Source organism: Hydrogenophaga aromaticivorans (assembly GCF_013387465.1).
GTDB classification, from domain to species: Bacteria; Pseudomonadota; Gammaproteobacteria; order Burkholderiales; family Burkholderiaceae_C; genus Hydrogenophaga; species Hydrogenophaga aromaticivorans.
In genome coordinates this window covers 228,111-245,182 of sequence record NZ_VYGV01000028.1, presented here as the reverse complement: position 1 = coordinate 245,182, position 17,072 = coordinate 228,111, and the positions used below count along the sequence as shown (strand labels likewise).

Here is a 17,072-nt window from a genome sequence, read left to right as displayed (position 1 = left end):
ACCGGTCAGCCCCGGCCCGTTGAACCGTAGCCGCCCGCCCCGCGTTCGCTGGCCACGTCGAAATCGTCCACCACGTTGAAGTGCGCCTGCACCACCGGCACGATCACCATTTGCGCGATGCGCTCCATGGGTTCAATGGTGAAAGCCACGTCGCTGCGGTTCCAGGCGCTCACCATGAGCTGGCCCTGGTAGTCGCTGTCGATCAGGCCCACCAGGTTGCCGAGCACGATGCCATGCTTGTGCCCCAGCCCCGAGCGCGGCAGGATCATGGCCGCATAGCCCGGGTCGGCCAGGTGGATGGCCAGCCCGGTGGGCACCAGTTGCCAGGCGTTGGGCGCCAGCGTCAGTGGTGCATCGAGGCAGGCCCGCAGGTCCAGCCCCGCGCTGCCGGACGTGGCATAAGCGGGGAGCTGGCCCGCCATGCGCGGGTCCAGCACTTTCACATCGATCTGCATCACTCGGCTTTCTTGACGGCGTCTTCGAGTGCCTTGGCCGGGTCAACCTCTTCTTCGACTGCGGGCGGGGCTGCAGCGTCATCCGCCGGCGCTGCATCGCTGGCCGCAGGGCTCTCTTCCCCGGAAGCGTCCATGTTCGGCTCTGTGTTTTCTTCGCTCTGCAGATCCTGCATGTTGTTGAGCATGTCGTCCACCGTGGCATCGTCCACCACAGCCGCCTTGTCGAGGTTGCCGGTCACGATACCCGGGTTGAACACGATCACCGCGACCATGATGAGCTGCAGGATGATGAAGGCGATGGAGCCCTTGTAGATTTGCGCCGTGGTCACCGCCGGAATGCGCTCGCCCGTGATCACGTCGTCGTAGTCGTTGCGCGCGGCCACACTGCGCAGGTAGAACAGCGCAAAGCCAAACGGCGGCGTGAGAAACGAGGTCTGCAGGTTCATGGCCAGGATGATGCCGAACCAGATCAGGTCGATGCCCAGCTTGTCGGCCACGGGGGCCAGCAGCGGCACCACGATGAAGGCGATTTCGAAGAAATCGATGAACATGCCGAGCACGAACACCAGCGCGTTCACGAACAGCAGGAAGCCCAACTGTCCACCGGGTAACTTGGCGAACAGGTGTTCCACCCAGATGTGGCCGTCTGCCGCGTTGAAGGTGAAGCTGAACACGGTCGAGCCGATCAGGATGAACAGCACGAAGATGGCCAGCTTGGTGGTGTTCTCCAGCGCCTGCTTGAGCAGACCAAACGACAGTGTGCGGCGCGCACCCGCCATGATCAGGGCGCCGATGGCACCCATGGCACCACCTTCCGTGGGCGTCGCAACACCCAGGAAAATCGTACCGAGCACCAGGAAGATCAGCACCAGCGGCGGGATCAGCACGAAGGTCACACGCTCGGTCAGGCGCGAGAGCAGGCCGATGCCGAACAGCCTGTTGACCAGTGCCAGTGCCAGTGCAAGAAACGCGCTGACGGTCATCGACAGGATGAAGACCTCGTCACCGGGCGCGGGCATTTCACGCTCCAGCCAGGGGTTCATGATCGACTCATGCACCTGGGACCAGCCGTAGCCGGCCGCGGCACACAGCAGCAGCAAAGCCAGCAGCGACCGGTGGCCGCTGGAGCCATTGGGCTCGTTGTAGATGCGCGCTTCGGCCGGCAGCGCCGGCACCCACGAAGGTTTGACCAGCGCCACCACGACGATGAAAACCAGGTAGAGGCCCACCAGCGCCAGGCCGGGGATCAGTGCACCGGCGTACATGTCGCCCACCGAACGACCCAGTTGGTCGGCCAGCACGATCAGCACCAGCGACGGCGGCAGTGCCTGCGCCAGCGTGCCGGATGCGGTGATGGTGCCGGTGGCGATGGTGCGGTTGTAGCCGTAGCGCAGCATGATGGGCATGGCGATCAAACCCATCGAGATCACCGACGCGGCCACCACGCCGGTGGTGGCTGCGAGCAGCGCACCCACCAGCACCACGGCGATGCCCACACCCCCGCGCAGCGGACCGAACACCTGGCCCACCGTCTCCAGCAGGTCCTCGGCCATTCGGCTGCGCTCCAGGATGATGCCCATCAACGTGAAGAACGGAATCGCCAGCAGCGTGTCGTTCTGCATGATGCCGAACACCCGCAGCGGCAGGGCCTGGAACAGGTTGGAGGGAAACAGCTCCAGCTCCATGCCGATGAAGCCGAAGAACAGACCGGTCGCGGCCAGGGAGAACGAGACCGGAAATCCCATCAACAGGAAAACCAGCAGCCCGGTGAACATCATCGGGACAAAGTTGGACGTCAAAAATTCAATCATGCTGATGCTCCCGCTTGACGGGCTTTTTCCTGTTCGGCGATCTCTTGCGCCAGCAGTTCGGTTTCACTGGGGCCGGAATGGCTCAGGACATCAGGACCCTGACCGTTGAGGAAGGCAAAACGTTTGATCAGTTCGGAGATGCCCTGCACGAACAGCAGCGCAAAGCCCAGCGGAATCAGGGCGTACACCGGCCAGCGGATCAACCCCCCGGAGTTGGACGACATCTCGCCCGATTCCAGCGCGTTGATGAACAAGGGCCAGCCGAGTGTCACCATCATGTAGCACAGGGGGAACAGGAAGACCAGGATGCCGCCGATATCGATCCAGTTGCGGGTTCGGTCGGTGAATTTGCTGGATATGAAGTCGATGCGCACGTGCGCGTTGCGCAGAAAGGCGTAGCCACCACCGAGCATGAACACAGCGGCAAACAGGTACCACTGGATTTCAAGCCAGGCGTTGGAGCTGGTGCCGAAGATTTTGCGGATGAGGGCGTTGCCCGTGCTGATGAGCGTGGCGGCCAGGATGAGCCACATGGCCAGCTTGCCGATGAGCTCGCTGACGGCATCGATGAGCCGGGATATTTGGAGTAGGAACGACATGGGAATCCCCGTTTGGATGGGTTGCTCGTGGCAAGCCCGCCAGTTTAGCGAAAGCGGGGCCTCTGATCAGAGAGACTGTGCGATGAGGCGATGGATGCCATGGCCGGGTCACGGACATGAAGACCAGTCTGCACAAAAAACCCCGCAGAGCGGGGTTTTTTGCCAGGCTTGTTCGCCGATTACAGCTTGGCCGACTGCATGTAGCGGTCGAACTGGGCTTCGGTGAAGCGGAACCAGAGGTTCTGGTCCTTGCGGAAGGCCGAATAGTCGGTGTAAATCTTCTTCCAGGCCGGGTTGGTGTCGTTCAACTCGGCGTAGAGCGCCATCGCCTCCTTGTAGGCCAGGTCCATCACGGCCTTGGGGAACGGCAGCACCTTGGCACCACCGGCCACCAGGCGCTTGAGAGCGGCCGGATTGCGGGCATCGTAGCGAGCCTGCATTTCGGTGTGTGCGTAGGCGGCAGCGGCTTCGACGATGGCCTGGTTCTCTTTCGAGAGGGCGTTGAACGCCGTCTTGTTGATGTAGAAGTCGAGCTGTGCGCCGCCTTCCCACCAGCCGGGGTAATAGTAGTTCTTGGCGACCTTCTGGAAGCCCAGCTTCTCGTCGTCGTAAGGACCGACCCACTCGGTCGCGTCGATGGTGCCCTTTTCCAGCGCCTGGTAGATCTCGCCACCGGGGATGTTCTGTGGCACGCCACCCATGCGGGTGAACACCTTGCCGGCGAAACCGCCGATGCGCATCTTCAGACCCTTGATGTCGGCAACGCCCTTGATTTCCTTGCGGTACCAGCCGCCCATCTGGGCACCGGTGTTGCCGCCGGGGAAGTTCACGATGTTGTACTTGTCGTAGAACTCGCGGAACAGCTTCAGGCCGTTGCCGTCGTAGTACCAGGCGGTCAGCTGGCGGCTGTTCAGGCCGAACGGAATGGCCGTGCCCATGGCGAAGGTGTCGTCCTTGCCGAAGAAGTAATAAGGCGCCGTGTGGGCGGCTTCGACCGTACCCTGCTGCACGCCGTCCACCACGCCGAACGCGGGCATCAGCTCGCCGCCCGGGTGCACCGAGATGCTGAACTTGCCACCGGTCATGTCACCGACCTTCTTGGCGAACACATCGGCCGCACCAAAGATGGTGTCCAGCGCTTTCGGGAAGCTGGAGGCGAGTCGCCAGCGGATGGTGGCCTGGGCATGCACCGCGGGCGCGGCGCCTGCGGCCAGCACACCGGCAATGCCGGCATGCTTGATGATGGAACGACGATCCATAGTTACAACTCCATTTAGGTGATTTTTTCTCGACCAGCACGCACGGTTGTGGTGTTTGGCAAAGGCGCTTAGGCCAGTGGATTGTAAGGAACGCACAGACCCCGCCTTCACGGGTTTTCCCTCGGGAAAAGGCATCCAAGTCCGCTTTGTGACGTGCTTTTCACACGCTTGCGGGGGAAATGAAAAACACTTCAAGGTTCGCGTGAAAAATGCTCACGGAACCGCGTGCTTCGGTCGACTCAAACGGTGGTTTTTTTGTCGTGTGCGATCCGTGCATGCACATCGTGCGCGTGGATCGATTCGAAGTTGATGACGTCCACGGTGTAGGCCAGCACGCGCGGATCGTCGTTCAGCGCCAGCGCCACATCACGCACCAGGTCTTCGACGAACTTGGGGTGGGCATAAGCCCGCTCGGTGACCCACTTCTCATCGCTGCGCTTGAGCAGCCCCCAGAGCTCGCACGATGCATGGTCTTCGGCAAAACGCACCAGCTCGGCCCAGGGCACGGCCTTGCCCAACAGAACCTCCAGGCGGATGTGCGAACGCTGGTTGTGTGCACCGTCTTCGCTGACCTCTTTCGAACACGGGCACAGCGACTTCACCGGCACCGTGGCCACCATGCGCACTTCGGTGTGCCCGCCTTCGCAGCGCGCCAGCCAGCCGCCTTCGTATTCGAGCAGGCTTTGCTGACCCGATACCGGGGCCGTCTTGCGGATGAAAAACGGAAAGCTCACAGAGAGGCCTGCGCTGTCGGTCTCCAGCAGCGCCATGAGCTCGGGCATGGCCCGCTGCAGCCGATCGAAGTCAACCACCTCGCCCTCGAGCGTGAACGCATCCAGCCAGGCCAGCAGGCGCGACATGTGGGCGCCCTTCTGCTCGGCCTTCAGCCCCACATGCAGGTCCCAGAGCCCCACGCTGTGTTGCGCCCGGCCCGCCACGTCCAGCACCAGCGGGTAGCGCAGGTTTTTCACGCCCACGCGGGCAATCGGCATGGCGCGCACATCTTGCCGCCCTTGCACATCGGGCATGACGGCGCGCACGCCGCTCGACAGATCGCTCATCAGGCCACCACTTTCAGGCCCGACACGTTGTCGAGAAGGCTGGCGAAACGCGCCCGCACGGAGCGCTCGATGCCCGAGGCATCCAGCCCCTCAGCGGCCAGCAGCTTCGCCGGATCGCCGTGTTCGGTGAACACATCGGACAGTCCCAATTGCAACACCGGCATGGCAAAGCCTTCGGCCTGCAGTGCTTCCAGCACCGCGCTGCCGGCACCGCCCATGGCACAGCCTTCCTCGACCGTCACCAGCGCCTGGTGCGTCTGCGCGAGTTCACGAAGCAGCTCAATATCCAGCGGCTTGGCCCAGCGCATGTTGGCCACGCTGGCGCCCAGCTGCTCTGCCGCTTCCAGCGCCGGGTAGAGCAGCGTGCCGAACGCCAGGATGGCCACGTGGCGACCGGTGCGGCGCATCTCACCCTTGCCAAAGGGCAGGCCTTCGAGTCCGGCCGGCACCTTCGTGCCCACACCCGCGCCGCGTGGATAACGCACCGCCACCGGGTGGTTTTGCGCGTGGGCCGTGCTGAGCAGCTGCCGGCACTCGGCTTCGTCGGCCGGGCAGGCGATCGACATGTTGGGGATGCAGCGCAGAAAGGCGATGTCGTAGGCCCCCGCGTGGGTGGCGCCGTCGGCCCCCACCAGGCCAGCGCGGTCGAGCGCGAAGACCATGGGCAGGTTCTGCAACGCCACGTCGTGGATGAGCTGGTCGTAGGCGCGCTGCAGGAAGGTCGAGTAGATCGCCACCACCGGCTTCAGGCCTTCGCAGGCCAGGCCAGCGGCAAAGGTCACGGCGTGTTGCTCGGCAATGCCGACGTCGAAGTAGCGGCCGGGGAAGCGGCGCTCGAACTCGACCATGCCCGAACCTTCGCGCATCGCGGGCGTGATGCCCACCAGCTTGGGATCGGCTTCGGCCATGTCGCACAGCCACTGGCCAAACACCTGCGTGAAGGTGGGCTTGGGCGGTGTGACCGGTTTGACCAGGCCCACGGCCGGGTCGAACTTGCCCGGGCCGTGGTACGCCACCGGGTCGGCCTCGGCCAGCTTGTAGCCCTGACCCTTCTTGGTCACCACGTGCAGGAACTGCGGGCCACTGTCCTTGTCGAGCAGGTGGCGGATGTTCTCCAGCGTGGGGATCAGCGAGTCCAGGTCGTGGCCATCGATGGGGCCGATGTAGTTGAAACCGAACTTTTCGAACAGCGTGGCCGGCACCACCATGCCCTTGGCGTGTTCTTCCAGGCGCTTGGCAAGTTCGAACAGCGGCGGCGCGCCCTTGAGCACCTGCTTGCCCACGTTCTTGGCCGCGGCGTAGAACTGGCCGCTAAGCAACTGGGCCAGGTAGCGGTTGAGCGCGCCCACCGGCGGCGAGATCGACATGTCGTTGTCGTTGAGCACCACCAGCAGGCGGCCGTCGGCCACGCCCGCGTTGTTCAGCGCTTCGAAGGCCATGCCCGCGGTCATGGCGCCGTCGCCGATGATGGCCACGGAGTGGCGGCTCTCGCCCTTCATCTTGGCCGCCATCGCCATGCCGAGCGCGGCCGAGATGCTGGTGGACGAGTGCGCGGTGCCGAAGGTGTCGTATTCGCTTTCGTCGCGGCGCGGGAAACCGCTGATGCCGCCGAGCTGGCGCAGCGTGTTCATCCGGTCGCGCCGGCCGGTGAGGATCTTGTGCGGATAGGTCTGGTGGCCCACGTCCCAGACCAGGCGGTCTTCGGGGGTGTTGAAGACGTAGTGCAGCGCGACGGTGAGTTCCACCGTGCCGAGGTTGGAACTGAGGTGGCCGCCGGTGCGGGCCACGCTGTCGATCACGAAGGCCCGCAGTTCATCGGCCAGCGGATGCAGTTGGGCACGGGAGAGCTGGCGCAGGTCGGCCGGCGATTCAATGGAAGACAGAAGTGAGCTCATGACCATCGTGGAGTGCGGCGCTTGTTGTAGTGGGGCTCAGCTGACGCGCCGTCCGACCCAGTCGGCCAGTGCATGCAAAGTCTCGGTGTGGGCGAGGCCGCTGTTGCGCAGGTCCTCGTGGGCTTCGTCGAGCAGGCGATCGGCGCAGGCCTGGGCCGGCGCCAGCCCCATCAGGGAAACAAAAGTCGGCTTGTCGCAGGCGGCGTCCTTGCCGGCGGTCTTGCCCAGCGTGGCCGAGTCGGTGGTGACGTCAAGGATGTCGTCCACCACCTGAAACGCCAGGCCCAGGCGGTCGCCGTAGCGGCGCAGGCAGGCGAGCGCGTGCCCGCTCGGCTGCCCGGTGGCCGCGCCCATCATCACGCTGGCCTGCAGCAGCGCGCCGGTCTTGCAGCGGTGCATGGCTTCCAGCGCCGACCGGTCCAGCGCGCTGCCCACGCTGGCGAGGTCGATCGCCTGCCCTCCGGCCATACCCGCCGCACCGGCGGCCTGCGCGAGCTGGCGGCACAGTGTGGCCGAGAGGGCGGCGTCGGTGGATCCGTCATCGGGCACCAGCAGCTCAAAGGCCAGCGCCTGCAAGGCGTCACCCGCCAGCAAGGCCTGGGCCTCGCCAAACTGCACATGGACCGTGGGCTTGCCCCGACGCAATACGTCGTTGTCCATGCAGGGCATGTCGTCGTGCACCAGCGAGTAGGCGTGGATCAGTTCGACCGCGCAGGCGGCCCGCAGGGCGGTGCCGGCGTTCCCCTGCACCGCTTCGCAGGCGGCGAGCACCAGCAGCGGGCGCAGGCGCTTGCCGCCATCGAGCACCGCGTAGCGCATGGCCAGCCCGAGGCCCGCCGGCGCGTCGGGCGACACCCAGTCGTTCAGCGCCCGCTCAACGAGCGCCTGCTGCGCGGCGCGCCAGGTCACAAAACCCACCCCATCGGACATCGCCGCGCTCAAGAAGCGCTCCAGGGTTTGAGCTCGCCGCCTTCGAGCAGCTGGATCTGGTTTTCCACCGCTTCGAGCCGGCCGCGGCAGTAGGACAGCAGTTCGGCGCCGCGCTGGTAGCGCGTGAGCAACTGGTCCAGCGGCAGCTGGCCCGCATCCAGCTGGGACACCAGTTGCTCCAGTTCTTCCAGGGCCGCTTCGTAGCTGACGGCCACGTCAGCAGACGCGGCGGCGCGTCCCGCTGAGCGGGATGACTTGGTGGTGGTGGATGTGGTCATGCGAGCGAGAAAAGAAGCGGCTGCGGCCAGAGCTCGAATGGCCCGGACCGGGCATCCCTGAAGGCGGGCAAGCAGGACAACCGCCGACCGACGGATGCACCGCAGCAAGCGGGGATTTTATCCCCCCGCCGGACCGGGACGCCATGAGAGGCAAAGCCCCTTCAGACGGCCCGCCACCGAACGCCCACGGTGGCGACCCGGCTGAGCTCCCCGGGGTACAATCCGCCCTCCTTTTTCTCCACTGACGGGCCTCATCCGCCCGGAGGGACGCACCACTCCACCCATCCCGCGCGAATTCGTCTGACGAGCACAGCGCTTACCCTGCCCCTTCATAGGGGGAGTCTCTAGGTCAAGACACATGTCTGATTTAAGTCTTCAACTCCAGCAGGCCAGAAGCCAACTCCCGGTTTCCAGCTATTTCGACCAGGCGCTCTACCAGCGCGAACTGGAAACCCTCTTCCAGCGAGGGCCCCGCTACGTGGGGCATGCCAACGCGGTGCCCAACGTCGGGGACTACTACGCCCTGCCCCAGGAGGGCGAAGGCCGCGCTCTGGTGCGCACGTCCAACGGCGTGGAGCTGGTATCCAACGTCTGCCGGCACCGCCAGGCCGTCATGCTCAAGGGGCGCGGCAACCTGGGCGAGAACCGCAGCGGCCACGCCGGTGGCAACATCGTCTGCCCGCTGCACCGCTGGACCTACAACGGCGGCCAGAACACCAGCAACAAGCTCGGCTCACTGCTGGGCGCCCCGCACTTTGCCCAGGACCCCTGCCTGGATCTCAAGCGGTATCCGCTGCGCGAGTGGAACGGCCTGCTGTTCGAAGACAACGGCCGCGACATCGAAGCCGACCTGGCCAACATGGGGCCGCGCGCCGCGCTGAACTTCGACGGCATGGTGCTCGACCACGTGGAACTGCACACCTGCAACTACAACTGGAAGACCTTCATCGAGGTCTATCTGGAGGACTACCACGTCGTGCCCTTCCACCCCGGTCTGGGCAGCTTCGTCACCTGTGACGACCTGCGCTGGGAGTTCAAGCCCGAGTTCTCGGTGCAGACCGTGGGCGCGCAGAACCTGCTGGGCAAGGCCGGCAGCCCGGTCTACCAGCGCTGGCATGAGCAGCTCATGCAGTACCGCCAGGGCGAAGCGCCTTCGCACGGCGCGATCTGGCTGACCTACTACCCGCACATCATGGTCGAGTGGTACCCGCACGTGCTCACCGTCTCGACGCTGTACCCTCTCAGCGTGGACAAGACGCTGAACATGGTGGAGTTCTACTACCCCGAAGAAATCGCCGCCTTCGAACGCGGTTTCGTCGAGGCGCAGCGCGCCGCCTACATGGAAACCTGCATCGAGGACGACGAGATCGGCGAACGCATGGACGCCGGGCGCAAGGCCCTGCTGGCCCGCGGCGACAACGAAGTCGGCCCGTACCAGAGCCCGATGGAAGATGGCATGCAGCACTTCCACGAGTGGTACCGGACCCGGATGCGAACGGAGTGAGCATCCGGGCCGCATCGTCCCAGGGCACCGCGGAACCGGCTTTGCCCGGCCGCCTGAGGCGTCCCCCTGGGGGGGTGACGCCGCAGGCGGCGCGGGGAGGTTAAATGCAAGCCCTCTGGATGCTGCTTGCCGCGCTGTTGTTTGCGACCATGGGTGTGTGCATCAAGTTCGCCTCCACCCACTTCAACAGCTTTGAAATCGTCTGCTACCGCGGCATCGTGGGCGTGGTCTTCATCTACTTCATGACGCGGGTGCGCGGCGTGTCGTTGCGCACGCAGGTGCCGATGATGCATGTCTGGCGCAGCGTGGTTGGCGTGACCGCGCTGACCACCTGGTTCTTCGCCATCGCTGCGCTGCCCCTGGCCACCGCCATGACGCTGAACTACATGAGCAGTGTCTGGATCGCGGCCTTCCTGCTCGGCGGCGCGCTGTTGACGCAGGGCCGCAACGCACCGATCCGCCAGCAGGCGCCGCTGTTCCTGGCCGTGCTCGCTGGCTTCGGCGGCGTGGCCATGATGCTGCGCCCCACGCTCCAGCCGGACCAGGTCATGGGCGCGTTGCTGGGACTGCTCTCCGGGATCTTCTCGGCCTTCGCCTACCTGCAGGTGGCCGCGCTCTCACGCGCTGGCGAGCCCGAGAGCCGCACGGTGTTCTATTTCTCGGCCGGCGCCGTGCTGGTGGGCGCCATCGGCATGCTGTTCATCGGCGCCAACACCTGGCACTGGCCCAGCGCCCTGTGGCTGCTGCCCATCGGGCTGCTGGCCGTGCTGGGCCAGCTGTGCATGACGCGCGCCTACGCCAGCGGCGCCACCCTGGTGGTGGCCAACCTGCAGTACTCGGGCATCGTCTTTGCCGGCATCTACAGCCTCACCATTTTTGGCGACCAGTTACCGCTGATCGGCTGGCTGGGCATGGGCCTGATCGTCGTCAGTGGCATCACCGCCACGGCCCTGCGCGCACGCGCCATTCCCAACGCCCCTGCCGAAGACCACTGAACCCGGGCATCGGCTGGCGGCCACCGGCCCTGCCGGTGGCAAAAAGCGCCCTGGGATGGAGTCGGTCGGTGCAATCCCGCACAATGGATTGCATGTACACCACCCTCATCACCCCCACCGAGCTGCGTGAACTCCAGAAGCATGCGGCGGCGCTCCAGCTGTTTGACTGCAGCTTCGAGCTCTCCAACCCGGACGCCGGCGAGGCCCAGTTCAACGAGGCCCACATACCGGGTTCCCTCCACGCCCACCTGGACCACCACCTGAGCAGCCATTCCCCGGACGACCGCGCCAGCGGCGGGCGCCATCCCCTGCCCTCGCGCGAAACCTTTGCGGCCTGGCTGGACCGGATCGGTCTGACCGCCGACACACAAGCCGTCGTCTACGACCGCCAGGGCGCCAACTACAGCGGCCGCCTGTGGTGGATGCTGAAATGGTGCGGACACGAAGCCGTCGCCGTGCTCGATGGCGGCCTGCCAGCCTGGCTCGGCTCAGGCGGCGCAGCTGAAACCGGTCCCGCAGCGCCGCGCAGCCCGGCAGCCCCCGGCGGCTTCGCCCTGCGCGCCCCGCTCACCCGCCTGGTTGACACCGAGGCCATCGCCAGCCGGCTGGGTGACCCGTCGCTCACCCTCGTCGATGCCCGCTCCGCCGCCCGGTTCCAGGGCGAGGTGGAGCCCCTGGATCCGGTGGCCGGGCACATTCCGGGCGCGCTCAACCGCCCCTTTGTCGACAACATCGGTGCCGACGGCTGCTTCAAACCGGCCGAACAGTTGCGCGCCGAGTTCACGCAACTGCTGGCCGGGCGCGACCCGTCCAGCGTCGTCCACCATTGCGGCAGCGGCGTGAGCGCAATCCCCAACCTGCTGGGCATGGAGATCGCCGGGCTGGGCCGCAGCGCGCTGTACGCGGGAAGCTGGAGCGAGTGGTGCAACACGCCGGGCTTGCCTTGCGCACAAAGTCAAGTTTCCGGCGGCTGAGCCGAAGATACGGGAAGACCCGAACTGGATATGAACCCGCAGCCAGCGCCCTCTTGACGCGCCTGCACCAGCTACAACGTGAAAGAACCCGCACCACCATCCCCGGTCGAACCGGAGTCGGCCATCCGCAAGACGACGCTGAAAGCGATCGCCCTGCTGATCGGCGCGGCCGCCACCCTGCTCACGCCGCTGGTGTACCTGAGCAGCTCCAACCCACTGGAAACCTGGGCCACCGTGCTGGTGGCGGTCATCGGCTGGGGGTCCTACCTTTTGGTGCGCTTGGACTACACCACCTACATGCCGCACCTGACGGTGTACTCGGTGCTGACAGCGGCCAGTCTGTCGGTACTGGCTTTTGGGTCGGTGCGCACGGCGGCCGGTTTCCTGTTTGTGGCGGCCGTGGCTGGCGCCGGCATTCTGCTGGGCCGCGCTGCGTTGATCGGTTCGGTGGTCTACAGCGTGGTTTCCCTGGGCGCGCTGACGTTGGCCGAGGCGCGGGGCTGGCTGCACACACCCAATTTCACCGTGGGCACCAAGGTCTGGCTCACCCATTCAGCGGTGCTGGTCGTCGTGGCCATCCTGGTCTTCTACAGCCGCAAACGTGCCAACATCGCCCTGGCCCAGAAGATGGAAGAGCTGCAACTGCGCAAACGCACCGAGCACGAACGCGATCGCAGCATGGAGCGATTCGCCCGCATCTTCCGCTCCAGCCCCAGCCCGATGCTGGCGCAGTCGGCCCACAGCGGTGCCATCCTCGACGTGAATCCGGCGTTCGAACGCTGCTACGGCTACACCCGCGAACAGGTGCTCGGCCGCATGGACGCCTTCCTCTGGGCCGAACCCGAACAGCGTGCCAGCTACCTGGAGCGACTGTTTGCCCAGCGCCGCACCGATCAGGAACGTGTGACCGGTCTGCGTGCCGACGGCAGCCATTTCGAGGCCCTGATCTCCAGCGAGATGGGCGACGATCCGCAGGACCGGCTGATCATCACCACCGTGGCCGACATCACCGCGCAGAACGAAGCCATCGAGCGCCTGCGCCGCTCCGAAGAGCGGTTCGCCAAGGCGTTCAACTTCAGCCCGCTGAAGATGACGATCACGCGGCTGAGCGACGGCACGTTCCTGGAGGTGAACCAGGCGAGAGATCCGGTACAGGGTCTGCACAAAAAAGACCTCCTGGGCAAATCCACGCTGGAAACGGGCGGCTGGCTGAGTCCGGCGGATCGCCAGACCTTTGTGGAGCGCATCCAGCGGGAAGGCCACCTGAGCGGCTACGACACCCGCATGCGGCACGCCGATGGCCAGGTGATCGACGCCAGAATGTGGGCCGAGCTGATCGAGATCGACGGCGAGGCGTGCATCCTGTCCTGCTTCGTCAACACCACCGAAGAGAAGCGCCGCGAAGCCCAGTTGCTCACACTCACCCGCGGCATGGCCGGCCCCGGCGGCGACGCGCTGTTCCAGGCGCTCACCATGCACATGGCGCAGGCCATTGGGGCCGACATGGTCACCGTCGGCGAGCTGCACCCGGAACGCAGCGTGCGCACCCTGTCGGTGTGGAAAGACGGCGCCGCCAGCCAGAACTTCAGCTTCCCGCTCGATGGGGCACCTTGCGGCGATGCGATGCAGCAGACCGACCTGTGCGTGCACCTGGAAGGTGTCGCCGAGCGGTATCCGGGCGATCAGGCCCTGATCGATCAGGGTTTTCAGGCCTATGTCGGCCAGTCGCTGCGCGACGAAGACGGCACGGCCATCGGTCTGCTCAACGCACTCTGGCGCCGCCCGATCCAGCTGCGGGCCGACACCCGGGCACTGATCGCCATCTTTGCCAGCCGTGCCACGGCCGAACTCATCCGCCTGCGGCGCGACCGCGAAATCCTGCACCTGAACTCGACGCTGGAGCAGCGCGTGCGCGAGCGCACGGCCGATCTGGAAAAGCTCAACGCCGAACTCGACTCGTTCGCCTACTCGGTGTCGCACGACCTCAAGTCGCCATTGCGCGCCATCGACGGCTTCACCCGGCTGCTCACCGAGCAACTGCAAGGGCGCCTGCAGACCGACGAGCAACAGCTGTTCGAGCGCGTGCTCGCCGCCACCAGCCGCATGGGCCTGCTGATCGCCGACCTGCTGGCGCTGGCCCGGGTCAGCCAGGGCACACTGCACCGGTCACTGACCGACCTCAGCACCCTGGCCGAGACCGTGCTGCGTCTCGAACAGGAAAAACACCCCGAACGGGTGCTTCGCTGGCGCATCACGCCGGGCCTGGTCTGTCTCTGCGATGCCCGCCTGGCGCGCACCGTGCTGGGCAACCTGCTCGGAAACGCGGTGAAGTACACCCGTGACCGGGCCGACACCCTGATCGAATTCGGCCAGCACAACGCCGACGGCGACCCGCCTTTCGCCTTCTATGTCCGCGACAACGGCGTCGGCTTCAACATGCAGTACGCCGACAAGCTCTTCAAACCCTTCCAGCGCCTGCACATGCCCAGCCAGTTCGAAGGCACCGGCATTGGCCTGGCCACGGTGCGGCGTATCGTCGAGCGCCACGGCGGCAGCATCCGCGCCGAATCCGCCCCGGGCCAGGGCGCGGTGTTCCACTTCACGCTGGCCGGTTCCGGGCCCATGAACCCAGCCTTGCCCCGTTCGCCCGCTGCTGCCGCGTAGCCACTGTCCCCTCATGGACAACCCCATCCTCACCGACGATCCGCTGGCCCCGGGGCAGACGGGCGTGATCGAACGCCACCAGGAGCAGGCGGTGCGCGCGCTGCTGCTGACCCTGTGCGTGGCAGCGCCCTCGATCGCGGCGGCGGTGTTCCTGCGCGACGGTGCGACCCGGGTGGTCTTGGTGATCGCGCTGCTCTCCGTCTTTCTCTGGGCGCTGTGGCTGCCGTTTCGCCACGGCCGGATACGGCTGGTGGCCTACGCGCTGATCGGCAGCATGCTGCTGGTCACCACGCTGGCCACAGCGTTCGATGGCAGCGTTCGCAGCAGCGCGGTGATCGCCATGATGGCGACCGTGGTGCTGGCTGGCACTTTCCTGCCGCGCCCCGGCATGATCGCCGTGGGCCTTTACTGCACCCTCGTGCTGGGCCTGTTCAACTGGCTGGAGCAGCGCGGCATCTTCGTGCCCGGCTCCATGCGCATGGGCTGGGCGGTCTGGGTGGTGCACACCGCGGTGATCGTCACCATTCTGGTGAGCGTGTTCTTCGGGCGCTACCGCCTCATGAGGGCCTACAGCCGTCTGACGCACAGTCTGAAGCAGACCCTGGAGACCGAAGCCGATCTGCGTGCCAGCGAGGAGCGTTTCAGGGCCCTGTTCCGGGGCAACCCCGCCGCCTGCCTGGTGCAGTCCCTCAACAACCGCATGGTGGTCGACGTCAACGATGCGTATGCCGACATGAGCGGTTACAGCCGCGAGGAAATGCTCGGCCAGCCCCCGCCCGTGCTCTGGGCCAACCCCGCCGATGACAGAACCTTCCGCGCGGCGCTCAAGGCCCATGGCCGCGTGCGCGGCATGCGAACCCTGGGGCGGCGGCGCGATGCCAGTCTGTTCGAAGCCCTGATGTACGCCGAGGTGGTGCAAAACGGGCCCGAACGCCTTCTCTTCGTGATGGTGATCGACGTCAGCCTGGAGGAACGGGCACGCCAGGCGCTGCAGAAATCGGAAGAGCGTTTCTCCAAGGCGTTCAACTTCAGCCCGCTGGGCATGAGCATCACACGGTTATCCGATGGACGCTTCATGGAGGTCAACCCCGCCAAGGAACGTGTGCTGGGCTACAGTCAGGCCGACTGCGCGGGCAAGACCGCGACCGAGGTCGGGATCTGGCTCAGCCCGGCCGACCGCGAGGACTACATCCGTCGGCTGCGCCAGGATGGCCACCTGCTGGGCTATGAAACCCGCATGCGCCACAAGCAGGGCGAGGTGGTCGACGTGCGGGTGTGGGCCGAAACCATCGAGCTCGATGGCGAGCCCTGCGCGCTGGCCTTCACGATCAACGTGGCCGAAGAAAAGCGCCAGAAGGCCCTGCTGATGAACGTGGCCCAGGGCGTCTCGTCCGCCACCGGCGAAGCCTTCTTCCGCTCGCTGGCGGAGCGCCTGGCCCAGGCCGTCGGGGCCCATGGGGTCGTGATCGGCGAACTCAGCGCCAACCACAAGCAACTCGACACACTCGCCCTGCTGAGCGACGGCGAGCTGCGGCCTCACCAGAAGCTGAGCCTGGACCAGACCACCTACGCGCGCATCCTGCCGCACCAGGACCTGCTGGTGGAAGACACCAGCGCTCCCCCACGGCGCCAGAGCACCCCACCCTTCGACCCAGACCGGGTGCAGACCCTGGCCGGTATGGTCCTGCGCGATCCGGACGGTACCGCCATCGGCCTGCTGGTCGCCACCTGGAGCCAACGGCAGGTGCCCGGGGCGGACACACGGGCCTTGCTGACCATCTTTGGCAGCCGGTGCAACGCCGAGCTGGTGCGCCTTCGGCGCGACCGCGAAATCCAGAAGCTGCAGGACACGCTGGAGCAGCGCGTGGCGGCCCGCACCGAACAGCTGCAGTACCTCAACCGGGAGCTCGACGCCTTCGCCTACACGGTGTCGCACGACCTGAAATCACCGCTGCGCTCGATCGATGGCTTCATGCACCTGCTGCGGGAGCAGATGGCCGGGCGCCTGACCCCGGACGACGAAGACCTGCTGCAGCGCGTGGCGGGCTCGGTGGCGCGCATGAACCGGCTCATCACCGACCTGCTGGCGTTGGCGCGGGTGAGCCAGGGCACCTTGCAGCGCACCGAAGTGAACCTGAGCGAACTCGCGCGGGATGTGCTGCGCCAGGAATACCACCGCGATCCGGCGCGCGAGGTCGAGGTGGTGATAGCGCCGGGCATGGTGGCCGATTGCGACCCCCGCATGGCGCAGATCGTGCTGGAAAACCTGCTGGGCAACGCCTGGAAATACACCCGCCAGCAGGCCCGGCCGCGCATCGAGCTGTTCCAGATCAGCGCCCCGCCTGGAGAAGCGCCCGTGTTTTGCGTGCGCGACAACGGCGCCGGGTTCGAAATGACACGCTCCGAGCGCCTGTTTCAGCCGTTTACCCGGCTGCATTCGCCCAGTGAGTTCGAGGGCACAGGCATCGGCCTGGCCACGGTGCGCCGCATCATCGAGCGCCATGGTGGCCACATCCGCGGCGAAGGCGCGGTGGGCCAGGGCGCGTGCTTCTGGTTTTCTTTCGGTCGTCAGGCGGTGGACTGAACGCCAGGGCAAGATCCGCAACGCATGAAACAACCCAGCCAAGGGCACCGCCGGGCCGGCTTT

At 65.9% G+C, this 17,072-nt stretch carries 13 protein-coding genes; 5 read left to right on the top strand and 8 right to left on the bottom strand.

Translation table 11 applies throughout. The features are described 5' to 3' along the window. Window positions 1-5: 5 nt before the first annotated feature. From dut to xseB, 8 genes are all read right to left on the bottom strand, one after another. Window positions 6-455, bottom strand: coding sequence for a dUTP diphosphatase (dut, locus tag F3K02_RS26390; RefSeq protein ID WP_177139555.1), 450 nt, complete (start codon window positions 453-455; stop codon window positions 6-8). After that, window positions 455-2,266, bottom strand: coding sequence for a TRAP transporter large permease (locus F3K02_RS26385; protein WP_177139553.1), 1,812 nt, complete (start codon window positions 2,264-2,266; stop codon window positions 455-457). Before F3K02_RS26385 ends, dut begins: the two co-directional genes overlap by 1 nt. Next, complete coding sequence (locus F3K02_RS26380; protein WP_177139550.1) at window positions 2,263-2,865, bottom strand: TRAP transporter small permease subunit; 603 nt, start codon at window positions 2,863-2,865, stop codon at window positions 2,263-2,265. Before F3K02_RS26380 ends, F3K02_RS26385 begins: the two co-directional genes overlap by 4 nt. 179 nt (window positions 2,866-3,044) lie before the next feature. Continuing rightward, complete coding sequence (locus F3K02_RS26375) at window positions 3,045-4,124, bottom strand: TRAP transporter substrate-binding protein (protein ID WP_177139547.1); 1,080 nt, start codon at window positions 4,122-4,124, stop codon at window positions 3,045-3,047. Between the two features lie 239 nt (window positions 4,125-4,363). Beyond that, complete coding sequence (gene folE2 / locus F3K02_RS26370; RefSeq protein ID WP_177139545.1) at window positions 4,364-5,185, bottom strand: GTP cyclohydrolase FolE2; 822 nt, start codon at window positions 5,183-5,185, stop codon at window positions 4,364-4,366. Continuing rightward, window positions 5,185-7,080, bottom strand: a complete 1,896-nt coding sequence (dxs, locus tag F3K02_RS26365) for a 1-deoxy-D-xylulose-5-phosphate synthase (RefSeq protein ID WP_177139543.1) — start codon at window positions 7,078-7,080, stop codon at window positions 5,185-5,187. The genes folE2 and dxs overlap by 1 nt, the downstream gene beginning before the upstream one ends. A 36-nt stretch (window positions 7,081-7,116) precedes the next feature. After that, window positions 7,117-8,010, bottom strand: coding sequence for a polyprenyl synthetase family protein (locus F3K02_RS26360; protein ID WP_177139890.1), 894 nt, complete (start codon window positions 8,008-8,010; stop codon window positions 7,117-7,119). An 8-nt stretch (window positions 8,011-8,018) separates the two neighbouring features. After that, window positions 8,019-8,288, bottom strand: a complete 270-nt coding sequence (xseB, locus tag F3K02_RS26355; RefSeq protein WP_177139541.1) for an exodeoxyribonuclease VII small subunit — start codon at window positions 8,286-8,288, stop codon at window positions 8,019-8,021. Between the two features lie 358 nt (window positions 8,289-8,646). Between xseB and F3K02_RS26350 the strand changes: the two genes are divergently transcribed. The 5 genes from F3K02_RS26350 (at window position 8,647) to F3K02_RS26330 (ending at window position 17,009) form a co-directional block, all read left to right on the top strand. Further along, window positions 8,647-9,792, top strand: coding sequence for an aromatic ring-hydroxylating oxygenase subunit alpha (locus F3K02_RS26350; RefSeq protein WP_177139539.1), 1,146 nt, complete (start codon window positions 8,647-8,649; stop codon window positions 9,790-9,792). A 104-nt stretch (window positions 9,793-9,896) separates the two neighbouring features. Next, window positions 9,897-10,787 (top strand): DMT family transporter, encoded by an 891-nt coding sequence (locus F3K02_RS26345; RefSeq protein ID WP_177139537.1) that lies wholly within the window; start codon window positions 9,897-9,899, stop codon window positions 10,785-10,787. A gap of 92 nt (window positions 10,788-10,879) precedes the next feature. Further along, window positions 10,880-11,761 (top strand): sulfurtransferase, encoded by an 882-nt coding sequence (locus F3K02_RS26340; RefSeq protein WP_177139535.1) that lies wholly within the window; start codon window positions 10,880-10,882, stop codon window positions 11,759-11,761. A gap of 78 nt (window positions 11,762-11,839) precedes the next feature. Continuing rightward, the gene (locus tag F3K02_RS26335; RefSeq protein ID WP_177139533.1) at window positions 11,840-14,425 is read left to right on the top strand and encodes a PAS domain S-box protein; all 2,586 of its coding nucleotides are present in this window, start codon (window positions 11,840-11,842) and stop codon (window positions 14,423-14,425) included. Window positions 14,426-14,438: 13 nt separating this feature from the next. Beyond that, complete coding sequence (locus F3K02_RS26330) at window positions 14,439-17,009, top strand: PAS domain-containing sensor histidine kinase (RefSeq protein WP_177139531.1); 2,571 nt, start codon at window positions 14,439-14,441, stop codon at window positions 17,007-17,009. The last annotated feature ends 63 nt before the right edge of the window (window positions 17,010-17,072 follow it).

Excerpts from the sequence above, each read along its gene's own strand:
- dut (WP_177139555.1), bottom strand. The coding sequence starts at position 455 with ATGCAGATCGATGTGAAAGTGCTGGACCCGCGCATGGCGGGCCAGCTC.
- F3K02_RS26385 (WP_177139553.1), bottom strand. The coding sequence starts at position 2,266 with ATGATTGAATTTTTGACGTCCAACTTTGTCCCGATGATGTTCACCGGG.
- F3K02_RS26380 (WP_177139550.1), bottom strand. The coding sequence starts at position 2,865 with ATGTCGTTCCTACTCCAAATATCCCGGCTCATCGATGCCGTCAGCGAG.
- F3K02_RS26375 (WP_177139547.1), bottom strand. The coding sequence starts at position 4,124 with ATGGATCGTCGTTCCATCATCAAGCATGCCGGCATTGCCGGTGTGCTG.
- folE2 (WP_177139545.1), bottom strand. The coding sequence starts at position 5,185 with ATGAGCGATCTGTCGAGCGGCGTGCGCGCCGTCATGCCCGATGTGCAA.
- dxs (WP_177139543.1), bottom strand. The coding sequence starts at position 7,080 with ATGAGCTCACTTCTGTCTTCCATTGAATCGCCGGCCGACCTGCGCCAG.
- F3K02_RS26360 (WP_177139890.1), bottom strand. The coding sequence starts at position 8,010 with ATGTCCGATGGGGTGGGTTTTGTGACCTGGCGCGCCGCGCAGCAGGCG.
- xseB (WP_177139541.1), bottom strand. The coding sequence starts at position 8,288 with ATGACCACATCCACCACCACCAAGTCATCCCGCTCAGCGGGACGCGCC.
- F3K02_RS26350 (WP_177139539.1), top strand. The coding sequence starts at position 8,647 with ATGTCTGATTTAAGTCTTCAACTCCAGCAGGCCAGAAGCCAACTCCCG.
- F3K02_RS26345 (WP_177139537.1), top strand. The coding sequence starts at position 9,897 with ATGCAAGCCCTCTGGATGCTGCTTGCCGCGCTGTTGTTTGCGACCATG.
- F3K02_RS26340 (WP_177139535.1), top strand. The coding sequence starts at position 10,880 with ATGTACACCACCCTCATCACCCCCACCGAGCTGCGTGAACTCCAGAAG.
- F3K02_RS26330 (WP_177139531.1), top strand. The coding sequence starts at position 14,439 with ATGGACAACCCCATCCTCACCGACGATCCGCTGGCCCCGGGGCAGACG.